This window comes from Roseateles sp., from assembly GCF_965262435.1.
In the GTDB taxonomy this organism is placed as follows: domain Bacteria; phylum Pseudomonadota; class Gammaproteobacteria; order Burkholderiales; family Burkholderiaceae_C; genus Paucibacter_A.
The window spans coordinates 3,384,219-3,397,087 of sequence record NZ_OZ253537.1 but is presented as its reverse complement, the minus strand read 5'-3'; the positions used below and the strand labels follow the sequence as shown (position 1 = coordinate 3,397,087).

Annotated in this window: 9 protein-coding genes and 3 pseudogenes; 2 read left to right on the top strand and 10 right to left on the bottom strand. The window is 57.1% G+C overall.

All coding sequences use genetic code 11. From position 1 onward, the window contains the following. Window positions 1-58: 58 nt before the first annotated feature. Together ACQY39_RS14660 and ACQY39_RS14655 are read right to left on the bottom strand one after the other, a co-directional pair. The gene (locus ACQY39_RS14660; RefSeq protein WP_428510826.1) at window positions 59-634 is read right to left on the bottom strand and encodes an XrtA/PEP-CTERM system exopolysaccharide export protein; all 576 of its coding nucleotides are present in this window, start codon (window positions 632-634) and stop codon (window positions 59-61) included. A 280-nt stretch (window positions 635-914) separates the two neighbouring features. Further along, window positions 915-1,799, bottom strand: a complete 885-nt coding sequence (locus tag ACQY39_RS14655) for a ThiF family adenylyltransferase (RefSeq protein WP_428507413.1) — start codon at window positions 1,797-1,799, stop codon at window positions 915-917. 119 nt (window positions 1,800-1,918) lie between these two features. Here ACQY39_RS14655 and ACQY39_RS14650 point away from each other — a divergent pair, with 119 nt between their 5' ends. Continuing rightward, a complete protein-coding gene (locus ACQY39_RS14650; RefSeq protein ID WP_428510824.1) occupies window positions 1,919-3,007 on the top strand; it encodes a nitroreductase family protein in 1,089 nt (362 codons plus the stop codon). 118 nt (window positions 3,008-3,125) lie between these two features. Here ACQY39_RS14650 and pepA (ACQY39_RS14645) read toward each other — a convergent pair whose 3' ends face one another. The 4 genes and pseudogenes from pepA (ACQY39_RS14645) to ACQY39_RS14630 all read right to left on the bottom strand — a co-directional run. Further along, complete coding sequence (gene pepA / locus ACQY39_RS14645) at window positions 3,126-4,004, bottom strand: flocculation-associated PEP-CTERM protein PepA (RefSeq protein WP_428507411.1); 879 nt, start codon at window positions 4,002-4,004, stop codon at window positions 3,126-3,128. A gap of 285 nt (window positions 4,005-4,289) precedes the next feature. Further along, on the bottom strand, window positions 4,290-5,270 hold the full coding sequence (gene pepA / locus ACQY39_RS14640; protein WP_428507409.1) for a flocculation-associated PEP-CTERM protein PepA: 981 nt from the start codon (window positions 5,268-5,270) through the stop codon (window positions 4,290-4,292). 61 nt (window positions 5,271-5,331) lie between these two features. Continuing rightward, the gene (gene prsT / locus ACQY39_RS14635; RefSeq protein WP_428507407.1) at window positions 5,332-8,109 is read right to left on the bottom strand and encodes an XrtA/PEP-CTERM system TPR-repeat protein PrsT; all 2,778 of its coding nucleotides are present in this window, start codon (window positions 8,107-8,109) and stop codon (window positions 5,332-5,334) included. Between the two features lie 535 nt (window positions 8,110-8,644). Continuing rightward, window positions 8,645-8,970: pseudogene (locus ACQY39_RS14630) on the bottom strand (integrase core domain-containing protein); the annotation flags it as partial. 123 nt (window positions 8,971-9,093) lie between these two features. On the opposite strand from ACQY39_RS14630, the pseudogene ACQY39_RS14625 reads away from it, so the two are divergent. Continuing rightward, window positions 9,094-9,276: pseudogene (locus ACQY39_RS14625) on the top strand (YnfA family protein); the annotation flags it as partial. 724 nt (window positions 9,277-10,000) lie between these two features. On the opposite strand, the gene ACQY39_RS14620 reads toward ACQY39_RS14625, so the two are convergent. The 4 genes and pseudogenes from ACQY39_RS14620 to ACQY39_RS14605 all read right to left on the bottom strand — a co-directional run bounded on the left by ACQY39_RS14620 (window position 10,001) and on the right by ACQY39_RS14605 (window position 12,863). Beyond that, window positions 10,001-11,029: an IS3 family transposase gene (locus ACQY39_RS14620; RefSeq protein WP_428507405.1), complete on the bottom strand. Its 1,029-nt coding sequence runs from the start codon at window positions 11,027-11,029 to the stop codon at window positions 10,001-10,003. Next, window positions 11,002-11,151: pseudogene (locus ACQY39_RS14615) on the bottom strand (transposase); the annotation flags it as partial. The gene ACQY39_RS14620 and the pseudogene ACQY39_RS14615, both read right to left, overlap by 28 nt. A gap of 31 nt (window positions 11,152-11,182) precedes the next feature. Then, window positions 11,183-12,433 (bottom strand): HlyD family type I secretion periplasmic adaptor subunit, encoded by a 1,251-nt coding sequence (locus ACQY39_RS14610; protein ID WP_428507403.1) that lies wholly within the window; start codon window positions 12,431-12,433, stop codon window positions 11,183-11,185. Further along, window positions 12,420-12,863, bottom strand: coding sequence for a toxin-activating lysine-acyltransferase (locus ACQY39_RS14605; protein ID WP_428507401.1), 444 nt, complete (start codon window positions 12,861-12,863; stop codon window positions 12,420-12,422). Before ACQY39_RS14605 ends, ACQY39_RS14610 begins: the two co-directional genes overlap by 14 nt. Window positions 12,864-12,869 lie beyond the last annotated feature (6 nt).

Here is a 12,869-nt window from a genome sequence, read left to right as displayed (position 1 = left end):
GCCGGAAGCCTCGCCGAGTCGGCTCTGGCCTTTCGCACGAGGACTCGCAATATCGAGATCAGAACAAGCTTTGCGGGATGATCAGCACATCACCTGGCCGCATTTCCACATTGGCGGAGACATCGCCACGCTTGATCAGATCCTTCAATCGAACCGAGTACTGCTTACCCGCTCCCTCCGAAGAGCGAAGGATGGTGGCCTCGTTACCGGCAGCGAAGTCCGTCAGGCCGCCCACAGCGATCATCACGTCCAGCACCGTCATCTTCTGCTTGAAGGGAAGCGCCTGCGGCCGCGCGGCTTCCCCAATCACGCGAATCTGCTCACTGTAAGGTCCCACAAAACTGGTCACGATCACGGTAACCACGGGATCACGCACATACTTGCCGAGCTGAGCCTCAATCTCACGCGCTACCGCGACCGAGTTCTTACCCTGAACCACCATCTCGTCAATCAAGGGCGCAGCCACCTTGCCGTCCGGACGGACAGGCACGACCATGGACAGCTCTGGATTTCGCCAGACCATGATGTTCAACGAATCACCGGCACCAATGATGTAACTGTAGTCACCCGACGTGGCGCTCGCGGGCGCCGGAGGGAACTTGCCGTCCACGCTGGCACAGCCGGAAAACAGCATTGACGCTGCAACACCGAAAACAAGGCCAACACGGCGCAGGGTCGAAGCAAGAAACTTGTTCAAGGTTTGTCCTCTCAAATTCATCGGCTGCGGCAAACACTGCCAGTGCTGCGACGGACGCCACGCAAAAAAGCAACCTGAAAAACCTCCGGCATCATGCCACAGGGCGACCATCGCTCAGCCCCTGCAAACAGGCGTCTCCCATGCCCGAAAACGGCAGTGGTGCACGAATTTGAACGGATATTCGACACACCCCGGACATACCCGGAGTCAAGAAACATCAAGAGCCAGGACGACCCGACCCCTTCAGCAAGGGACGAATCAACAACAAAAGCAAGCGCTGCAAGGGGTTGGCATTACCAAAAGGGCGCCAACTGAAGCTCAGCTTCTGCTTGTACGCATCAAAGTGCATCACCCATGGCGCCGCCTTCAAAGCACCGCGATTAAGCAAGACTTTGAGCACCGAGACACCCATCACGCCAGCGCAAAGATCACAAGACATCATGGTGGAGGGACCACGTTTCTCGTGAAAATTCACAGCCTCGGGCGCCACCAAATAGCCACGCTGCAACATAGCCGGCGACAAGCCAGCGATAAAACGTGCGTACTGCTCCTGCTGGCTGCGACCTTCAACCTTGAAATAGTCCTCAAAACTCATGCCGCCGGGTTTGAAGTAGAGAAACGCAACCCCCATCCCCAAAGGCGCAGCAGTCAAAGCAGGGATTCCACGCTCATAACAAGCCCGGAACAACATCCGCCGGGCCTCGATGGCAAAGAAATCTATTCCGTCGACATACACGTCAACTCCAGATAGAAAAGCATCCAGGTTTTCCGCCGTCACGCCTTCGCCAAAGGTCTCGATCTGCGCCTCGGGATTGATGTCCAGCGCCATTTCGGCCAAGACCTCGACCTTGGTCCGGCCCAGGGTCGACATTTGCGCCCCAACCTGGCGATTCATGTTGTGGACCTCAAAGCGGTCAAAGTCCGAAATATGGAAAGCACCCACGCCTAAACGGGCTAGTGTCAACAAGTGCGCGCCACCAACACCACCCAAGCCGGCCACCGCCACTTTCGACGCGCGCAGTCGCACCTGCTCCTCTTGCGTTACCCAGCCAATATTTCGAGAAAACGCGCGCGCATAGTTAAATTCAGGTCGAACATCCATGGCGGCACCTTGTGTTTGAGTCGCTTCCATTCTTCATATCGCGGCATGATGCCCGAGGACAACAAGACAATCCAGCCGCGACAAGAAAACCAACCCAAACACACGAGTTCCGAGGAAACATCATGACCCCCGAATCACAAATTCGACGCATTCTTGACCTGGCTCGCTGGGCGCCGAGTGGCGACAACACCCAACCTTGGCGCTTCGAAGTCGTCAACCCAAGGCACGTCATCATTCACGGCTTTGATACCCGTGATCACTGTGTCTACGACCTGGACGGCCACCCCAGCCAGATCGCGATGGGCGCATTGATCGAAACCGCTTCCATCGCCGCCAGCGAACACGGATGGCGCGCGCTAGCAACTCATCGTGCAGAGTCCCCGGAGACGAGACCCGTCTTTGACCTGAAGTTTGAATCGGCACCAGACCTGACCCGGGACACCCTGATTGATGTCATCGAACTGCGAAGTGTTCAAAGGCGCCCTATGCGAACGCGGCCCCTCACTGCAGCACAGAAGACCAGCTTGGCGCAGAGCGCCCAGGGCGGGCACCAGATCCAGTGGCTGGAGAGCTTTCCGACGAGACTTCAAACTGCGTTGCTGATGTTCCAGTCGGCCAAAATTCGCCTGACCTCTCCCGAAGCTTACGAAGTCCACCGCGACATCATCGAGTGGAAGCAACAATTCAGCGCCACCAAGGTTCCAGATCAGGCACTTGGCACCGACCCGCTGACCACCCGACTCATGCAGTTTGTAATGGCCCGCTGGGAGCGGGTTGAGTTTTTCAATCGCTATATGGCCGGCACATGGACGCCACGCATTCAACTGGATTTCCTGCCCAGCCTGTTCTGCGGCGCGCATTTCGCCCTGCTCGCACCAAGCCCACCCAAGACCCTGAGCGACTATGTAGCCGGAGGCCGTGCCATGCAACGCTTTTGGCTCACAGCCACTCAAGTGGGCCTACAGATGCAACCTGAAATCACGCCCCTGATTTTTTCCCGCTACGCCAGAGAAGCGCGACCGTTCTCGCGCACTCCCGGACTGGATGCACTGGCTGAGAAAGTCAGGCTCGATTTGGAGCAACTTCTGGGTGAGGAAGCTGCACAACGATCGGTATTCATGGGGCGCCTTGGCTCAAGCAGGCAAGCCAGGTCCCGCTCACTGCGCAGACCACTGGTCGAATTGCTGACACACCCCCACCCCCGCTGAAGCAGACACGGCCTCAAGAACCAGGTCGGCCATGCAAAAGAAGGCGCCGAAACGCCCTCTTTTGCATTCTGACACCGCGAACATTCAGCCGATAGGCGAAGTTCACAGCATCGGCAAATCAACCCTGCTTACGACGGCGAGCCGTCAGACCCAGACCCAGCAGAGCGAAGCCGGTCAGAGCCAGGGAAGTCGGCTCAGGAACACTGAAGAAAAAGGACTGGCTGGCATCCGCTTGGCCAATGAAGTTCCTCTGGTTGCCGCCCGTGGCAGGGACGCCGTTACCGCCGCCGAAGCCGCTACCTTGCCAGCTGGTCGGCTGAACCCATGTACCGTTCGGGCCGTTGGCCACACCCTTGGGGCCGAAGGACAGTGTCGACGACACCGAGGTACCCGCAAGATTCGGGGTAATGAAAGCATTGTTCGTCACAGTCGTGCTGCCCTGAATGCTCGCCAAGGTGGTGCCCGTACCTGGATTGACCGCAGCCTGCTGGGTCAGCACGGTTTGGCCGCCGGTAAACACGCCGCTCAAGATACTCACCCCATCCCCAAAACCCGCCTGATTCACCAGGTTGGCGTTGGGAGCAGTATCCAGGTAGATGTTCCAAGTACCATTCAGCGGGGTGATGGTCACGAAATTGCAAAGGGGATCAACGCAAGTCACCACCTCTTGGAAGTGAGCCTTGACCGTGAGTTCATAACCGGCAGCGCCTGTACCTTTGACCAGATTGGGCGTCGAGAACGTACTGCCGTTGGCATCAAGAATCGCCGTTGCGAACGAGTTGTAGTACACATCGATGACATCCTGTTTGCCGGCAATGTTGCCGGAAGCAACGGCCTGAATGTCATACCCCTTGACCAGCACCGACGAGGACGAGGTCCAGTCAAAGCCGCCAAAGTTGTTCAAAACGCCGTACGGCGTCACAAAGGTCGCCGCTTGAGCCGACACCACGGCAGCCAGGAGGGCGGCTGCCGCCAGGAGTTTTTTGCTTGCTTTCATCAGATGCTCCGAAAATACAAAGAGAGAGACGCCTCACCCTTGCACATCAATAAGCATGACTCATGCCAAAAAGAAAAATTCCTTGAGTATCAAAACCTTACAGACAAAAAATCCAGAACCCCCAAGAACTAGGGATAGCTTTGGAAACCCACCCGACACCCGCAATCGAGGGATGGACTTGCAGATCCGCGAACTGAATCACCAAAGAAAAAGGGTGCCGAAGCACCCTTTTCAACCCTCAGTTCAATCGCAGCACCAAGGCCCCGATTGAACACCCGCCATTCATTAGGCTTGCTTACGGCGACGAGCCGACAGGCCCAAGCCCAGCAGAGCGAAGCCAGTCAGAGCCAAGGAAGTCGGCTCAGGCACGCTGAAGAAGAAGGACTGGCTGGCGTCAGCCTGACCCACGAAGTTGGGCTGGTTACCACCAGTGGCAGGCACACCATTGCCGCCGCCGCCGATGCCGCTACCTTGCCAGCTGGTCGGCTGAACCCAAGTGCCATTCGGGCCATTGGCTGCACCCTTGGGGCCGAAGGACAGAGTGGACGACACCGTGGTGCCATTCAGATTCGGGTTGATGTAGGCATTGTTGGTGGTGGTCGTGTTGCCCTGGACGCTGGCCAAGGTCGTACCGGTACCGGGATTGACAGCAGCCTGCTGGGTGAACACGGTCTGACCGCCGGTGAACACACCGCTCAGAATGCTCACACCATCACCAAAACCGCTCTGGCTCAACAGATCAGCATCAGCGGATGTATCCAGGAAGATATTCCAGCTGCCGGTCAGCGGGGTGATGGTCACGAAGCTGCAATCGGCAACCACGCAAGTGACCAGTTCCTGGAAGTGAGCAGTGACCGTGACTTCATAGCCCGCACCGCCTGTGCCCTTGACCAAATTGGGCGTCGTGAAAATGCCGCCGTTGGCGTCAATGATGGTCGATGCAAACGAGTTGTAGTACACGTCGATGACGTCTTGCTTGCCAACAAAGTTGCCGGGAACACCTGCACGGGTGTCATAGCTCTTGACCAGAACCGACGCGGACGAAGTCCAGTCGAAGCCGCCAAAGTTGTTGAGAACACCGTCGGGGGTGTTGAATGTTGCAGCGTTGGCCGAACCCAGCAAAGCCAGCAGGCTCAAACCGGACAGAAACTTCTTCGTTGCTTTCATGGTATTTCTCCTGAGATTGGTGGGAATCGCTCCCTGGCTAACGAAATGCACACATCGTGCCAGAAGGAAAAATTCATTCAAAAACAACAGCTTAGACACCAAAGCCAATCAAATGGTCGCCACCACGCTCGAGCCTGTAAAGAATTTCGACAAGGCATATTCACAGTTTTGACTGGACAGCTTTGAACTCAGCACCACTCGCAAACGCCGGGTCATCTGCGGCCAACTTCTTCAGTTGCGTTTGTGACTGGTCCTTCTGCCCTGCGGCAAGCAGGTGCCGCGCTAAGTTCAAGCGAAACTCCGAACTACCGGGCACCATTGCTACAGCCTTCTGCTGAAGTTCTACAGCTTTGGAATACTCTCCAGCGGCTGCATAGACCTCAGCAACGGTGTCCATGACGCCAGGACTGTAAGGCTGCAATGCCAGCGCCTTTTCCGCATACTCTCGTGCTTTGGCATCCTTGCGCTTGAGCGCTAGCGTGGCAAGGTTATTCAAGGCGGCCACATTTTCGGGCTGTACTTTGAGCACTTGGGTATACCAACGCTCTGCCTGCTCGGGCCGGGAACGAGCAAGTTCTACGTCCCCAAGATAAAACAAGAACAAGGCATCTGTGCCATAAGCCTTGCTACGCTCCTGAGCGAATTTGTCAGCCGCATCCAAATCCTTGCCGTTGAGCAAGGCTTTGTGGAGCTTCATCGCGACTTCGCTGCGTCGGAAGTCGACATTCAAGGCCTGCCTGTACCAGCGCGCCGCCGAAGGCCATGCCTTTTGGAAAGATGCGACATCCCCGGCCAAAGCGTAACCAAAATAGTCTTTGGGCTGTTCGCGTTGGACTTGCAAACAGAATTTCTCAGCCTCTTCCGCACGCCCCGAACCCACCAAGACTGAGGCCATGGCCGCCTGAGCGTCCTGCATTTGAGGCTGCACCAGCAAAGCCTTCTTCAGAACTGAGATCGCCTGAGCAGGCTCGCCCTTTGCCACATACAAGCGCCCCAACGCCATCAGGGGTACAGGCGAATTCGCCTGCAAAGCCGACCATTTGCCGAAACTGGCTTCTGCTTGGTTGAAATCACGCCCCGCCATCTGAACCGTACCCAGAATTCGCAAGGCCTCTGGGCGACCCGGAAACTGCGTGACGGTGTCCTGAGCCAATGTCAGTGCCTTCTTGACATTGTTTTGATCCAGATAGACGCCTGACAAATGCTCACGTGGCGAAATCTCTCCTGGAAGAGCCTTCACCGTTTCTTCTAGGAGGCCAGCCAACTCGGCGAGCGGCGCCCCACGTTGCGCCCGCAAGCCAATGGCCGCCATGCGAGCCTGAAGGTTCTTGGGGTTCTCCACAGCCATACGATCAAAGCGAGCAGTGGCCGCATCAAATTTTCGTTCTTTCAGGTCGAGATCAGCCAAGCCACGCGCCGCAGGGAAAGACTGTGAGTCAATCTTGAGCGCGGACTCAAACGCCATACGAGCCTTGTCCGCGCTGCCCTTTTGGACCTCGATTTGACCGCGCAAGTTCGCAGCATCGGGACGTTGCGGCTCCTTCTTTTCCAGCACTGCAACCGCTTCAAGCGCCCGCTGGTAGTCCTTCTTGCCCATCAAAGAGCTGATCAGCGCCAAATCGGAGGTGACGGAATTCTCTTTTTCCGAAATAGCCCGCAGTTCTTGAATACCCAACTCCACCTCGCCTTTGTTGAGCTTGTCGACGGCAAGATAGGTGCGAGCGCGGGAATCTTTAGGATTCAATTGCATGACCTGCTTGAACAGCGCTTCAGCCCGGCCAAACTCGCCCAACTTGAGGCTGGCTTCAGCACCGACAGTCACGATCTCCGGGTCGACAGGCGGCCGCTCCAGAAAGGGTTTCACCAGGGTCCAGGCCTTGTTTGGATTGCCGATTCGAATCAACACACGCGCAAGCAGTGCTCGCACGCCAGGCGAAGATTCGCCCAAGTCTGTCGCCATGGCCTTGCCCAGATAGGTCTCCGCCTGGGTCATTGCTCCCTTTTGAAAGCTGATGGCACCCGCCAAATAGAGAACCTTCCCACTGTCCGCAGCTCGCTTAAGCAAAGGCTGCAGCCGATCTTCCGCCAACTTCATATCACCACGTTCAAAGGCAAGCAGAACCCCAAAATAGGCAGTATTCAGGTTGTTAGGAATCTTGGACTGCATGGAGTCCCAGATCGTTTGTGCGGACTTGTAGTCTTGCTGGTGAATCAGAGCTGCGATGGCGCGACTCTGGGCCACATAGTTCATCGAGTCCAGTTCCACTGCCTTTTTGTAGGCGCTGACCGCAGCTGCCGACTCGCCTTTGAACTCGAGAAACTCCCCCAAGAGCAAAGCAACATCACTGCGCTTGGGCTCCTCGTTGGCCAATGCTTCGACCTGTGCGAAAGCTTTGTCGAAAAGGCCTTCGGCTGCTTTCAGCCGAGACTCCACCAAACGAGCCCTGACGTACTTGGGAGCTGCGCCCAGCGCTTGCTCCACGGTCTTTCTCGCCTCGGGCAGCTTCCCCTGCGCGGAGTAAGCCACCGCCACAGATGTCTGCAAGTCGGCTTGAGCGTCCGGCGACTTAAAAGTCACCGCTGCAAAGCGACTCAACACACGTTCCATGTCACCTTGCAGAATCAAAACCCTTGCTTCCAGCGGCTGAACCTCTTCGTCTGGGTAGCCCAGTTCTCCGGCCTTGCCCAATTCAATCAAAGCGCCGTCTTGGTCACCCATTTCAGACAAAGTCTTGGCCAGCAAAAAACGGGCCTCTGACAAATTGCCATTTTTTTGAATTGCCGTCTTCAATTGAATCAAAGCCGCCTTGCGATCATTCTTTTCAAGATAGCTTTTGGCTGACCCCACCAGCTTTTCAGGTGTTTCACTGGTACATCCCGCCATCAAAGCAGCCAGCACCACGGACCCAATCACAGACTTTGCAAAGTTGTTTTTCACAAGCAATCTCTTTTTCTATCCAGGAAGCACTACAAGCAGCAATCGCGAAGGCTCAGCAACCTCAGTTCCACAGCCGAACCCCTGGGCTACAGGCCCATCAAAGCGCAACACGCTACCACAGGCTTGAGACGGAAAGGCTGAGACGAGTTCAGCCACCGGCAGCATCTGATCGAACGATTCCCTTGCACCCCACCAAAAGCCGACTCCAGCGCCCTTGAAGACCAAAGAGTGAAAAGTGCCATAACAGAGCGACGCCACCTGCCAGAACAAGAGATGCTGCTTTAGCGAGCACGAGCAAGTCAGCAGAAGAAGGTTGCTGCCATCAATGCGAAAAATAGAAAGCCCAAGGCGTCACGTAACTTGGGCTTTTTTGGATGCTCGCGAAAACCAGCGAGCCAAACATTGGGACGGGGTCGCTTGAACTCTTCCCGCCAACGCTCATGAAACCCAGGTTGAATCGCCCTGGGGGTCAGTTCAGATTCGTGGAGGCCATTTGGTTTAAGACGGGCCGCCACCGCGACGGTTTGACTGGTGAGAGTTGCCGGTAGCAATTTGCCTCAGCCTCTGCAGGCGGTATGCAGCCGATGGGTTCGAGCAGCCGATGGTTGTTGAACCAGGCTACCCATTCCAGCGCGGCCAGCTCCACAGCTTCCTTCGTCTTCCAGGGGCGCAACGGGGGATCAACTCGGCCCTGTAGAGCCCGTTGATCGTTTCAGCCAGAGCGTTTTCGTAGCCGTCACCCTTGCTGCCAACGGCCGGTTCGACGCCAGCTTCCGCCAAGCGTTCGGTGCATCGAATGCTGACGTATTGAGAGCCTCTGTCGGAGTGATGAATCAGGCTGCTGCCCCGCTCGGGCTCCCTGTGCGAATGCCTCGCAGTCGACTGCCAGTGGTCAGCGTTTAGGCATGAGGCCTTTGCCAGTGGCTTTCGGTCAAGATGCAATGCCGGACGTTTACGTCGGGGGCGGCAGGAGACAGTGCTCCCATGGAGTTCATCAAGACATTTGGATTGATCGCAGCGACGGCAATGGCGGAAATCGTCGGCTGCTACTTGCCGTGCCTCTGGACCAAGCAGGGCAAGTCCGCCTAGCCGCCTGTGCCAGCCGCCCTCAGCCTGGCGCTGTTTGCGTGGTTGCTCTCTCTGCATCCGACGTCGGCCGGCCGCGTCTAAGCTGCCTACGGCGGCGTGTACATCGGTGTTGCCATCCTCTTGCTTTGACTGGTGGACAAGGACACCCCACCTTTGACGACCAGCAACAAATACCAGCCGCCACCATCGTTGAGGCGCTCACGCATCACCGCCGCTGATGGCTTTGGTGGTGGTGGTGTCGCAGGGCACCAGGTGGCTTGCCACGCAGTAGCTTTCAGGCCTCAATGGGCCGGATTGCGGGGCTACTGCACCAGCTACTGCAAATTCTGCCCAGTCAGCCCCGGAAGTTCATGCACTACGATGGACAAATAAAAAGGCCTAAGTGCTTGATTCACTTAGGCCTTTTGGATTTTTCGGGCCCGTCTTGGACGTCCTGAAATCGTTAAATGGTGGGCCGGGGGGAATTGAACATTTCGCTGCAGCACGCACCAATGGCTAGCTTACGCTCTCGAAGGGAAGTGAGTTACTTCAAAAATCACTGTATCGCTTTGCGGCAACAAATCTAAATAGCCCCAGGGATTGAAATGTGGCCTGCTGCTCGAGTCAATTGGCAGTACGCCAAACTGCCTTTGCTGCTATCGCTCTCTGGCCGCCTCAGCCGCGACCTTGCGAACGGGAGAGATCAAATATGACAGCACTGACTGCTTACCCAGGTTGATCTCGGCAACGATACCCATACCCGGGGTAAGCAGCAGGTCCTTCCCCTCCTGATTCTTGAGCTTAGTGAATCGCCCCGGATTCCCTAGACACTTTTGAGCCGTTGGGAATGGCGTCTCTCGAACTCCGCCGGCGAAGTATCACCGGCAGTGCCGTGACGGCGCTTTGGGTTGTAAAACATCTCGATGTAATTAAAGACATCGGCTCTCGCGTCATCGCGGGTAGGGTAGGTCTGGCGGCGGATGCGCTCGCGCTTGAGCAGTTGGAAGAAGCTCTCGGCCACGGCATTGTCATGGCAGTTGCCTCGACGGCTCATGCTGCTGACCAGGTTGTGGTCGCGCAGGAAGTCTTGCCATTCGTGACCGGTGAATTGGCTGCCCTGGTCCGAATGCACCGTGACCGGCTTCTTAGGCTGACGGCGCCACAAGGCCATCATCAGCGCGTCAAGCACCAGGCTGGTATCGATGCGGCTGCCCATTGACCATCCGACCACCTGACGCGAGAACAGATCGACCACCACAGCCAAGTACAGCCAACCCTCATGGGTGCGGATGTACGTGATGTCGGTCACCCAGGATTGGTTGGGCTCGGCCACGGTGAACTGGCGTTGCAGGTGGTTGGGCGCCACGACAGCAGGCGTGCCGCCGCGCATGCCGGGGCGGCGACGGTAGCCAGTCTGCGAGCGCAGCCCTTCGCGCTTGAGCAATCGGGCCACACGATGCTTGCCGCAGCTCTCGCCCAGGTCGCGCATGTCCAGCGTGAGCTTGCGGTAGCCGTACACGCCGCCGCTCTCCAGCCAGGCGTGCTTGAGCAGGCCCAGCAACCGCTGATCGTCCTTGGCGCGAGGGCTCGCGGGCTCGGCCTTCCAGGCGTAGTAGCCGCTGGGATGTACCTTCATGACCTTGCACATGCGCCGCACGCTGTGCTCATGCTCGTGGCGCTCGATGAACGCGTACTTCACCCGGACTGCTTGGCAAAGTACGCTGCGGCCTTTTTTAGGATGTCGCGCTCCTCGGTCACGCGCTTGAGCTCGGACTTCAAGCGACGCAGTTCGTCGGTCTGCGACAGCTGGGCCTGGCGCTCCCCAGGGGGCGTTCGGCGCGCCTTGATCCACTCGTACAGGCTGTGCTGGCTCACGCCAAGCCTGGCTGATACGTCGGCCACCTTGTGCCCACGCTCCGTGATCTGCTTGACCGCTTCGGTCTTGAATTGTTCGGGGTATCTCTGTTTACTCATGGCACCTCCAATTGGGCCTCAGGTCTGAGGCTCAGAGGTGTCTAGAAAACCCGGGGCGATTCATAGGGGCATCTAGCAAGACCGTTGCTCGGTAGCTCAAATTTGGAGGCTGGCCAGGCGGTGTCTGGCGTGGATCCGTTGAATCGGCGCCGACCAACTCCACGGAGCCGGTCAAAAGACCGTAGCGCTGAAACGGATAGGCCGCAACCTTCACTTGAACCTTCTGACCAGGAACGACAAAGCCAACGTCTTCGTTCTTGAGCAAAACTTCCCCGCGCAACGACTCATGGATAGGAACGACGGTCAACACCGTGGCGCCCGCGGCCAAAACAGCGCCCTTGGCAATGACCTCTACATCCTTGATGACACCTGCTTGAGGGGCTTTTAGTTCCATGAGCGTGGTCTTTACGCCCAGCTTTGCCAATTCCTCTTGCCCGCGACGAAGCTGCTGAAGGACTTCGGCCCTTTCATTCTCGATTTGACTCCGATAGTCGGACTGAATAGACGCAAGCTTTGCTCGCGCCTGCTGCACGGCAACCTTTTGGCTCTCCACTGCAGCAGCCTGAACTTTCAGCTCCTGCTCACGCTCGGACGCTTCTCGTCGCTTCTCAGCTGCAGCGAGATCTCCCACGAAGCCCTCCTTGCGCAGCTTTTCATAAGCTTCGGCCGATTGCTGAAAGGAAGGCAGCAATTGCTGGGTCTTCTGAAGCGCTTGTTTTGCTGTTGCTTCGTCCGCATTTGCCCTTTGCACTGAGGCATTCTCTTGAGCGACCGCATCCAACATGGCGCGGCGGCGGGCTTCCATACGCGAGCGCACAGCGGCCACAATCTCTGACCGCTCGTTTGCGGCCAATATCGGTTGCTTGCCTACAAGTTCAGCTTCGATGAATTGCAGAGTCAGTCGCCATGTATCGACCTCATTCCGCAATGAGCGCTGGTCAGCCTCCGCCAACCGCGCATCTATGCGTGCGACCACCTGACCCGCAGCGACATGTTCACCTTCTTTCACCAAAATCTCTGCCACGACCCCACCTTCCGGCGTCTGAACAGCTTTAGAGAAAGTTTGAGGAATCAGCCTGCCTTCAGCCGCGACAACCAAGTCGCGTTGCGCAAGGATCGCCCACAGAATCAGGCAAGCCAAAAGTAGCAGTACTGATAGCAAGATGGCTCTGGGGAGCCTCTCAGGTGGGCGTTCTTGAATGGCTAGAAGATCCGGTGCGAAATCGATCGCTTCTGCAGAGAAACGCGTTTGCCGTTCTTGGCTTAACTTACCGTTGAACATTGGGACTGATAGTTCTGAGTTCCAAGCCCTCCGGAGTCTTCACCCAGACGTGCGCAGGCCCTAGCACATTCATGGCGTTGACGGCTGACTGCGCCACCTCTTCCCAGCCGCCAAATGGCGCACAAGCTTCAATCAACCAAGGGATGCTGCCGCTGTGCCATTCGTGCGGCGAAAGCTGTCCGTCAGGCCCGCAAAGGCGCTGATGAACCTCTTCAGACACATAGGCCCAGGTCGAAAAGCCCCAAGGCACATCGAAGCGAGTCACGATCTGCAGCTGATCCAGAATCAGCGGAGGCATAAAACGCCAGTCCAGTTCAGCGACCCGAGCGTCGCGAGTTGAAGCATCGCGACTCAGCAGCCACATCACGGGGCCGAGTAGTGGCAACTTGGCCAGTTCTTCCTTGGCCTGAAGCAGTTCATGTTCTTCCATCTTGTT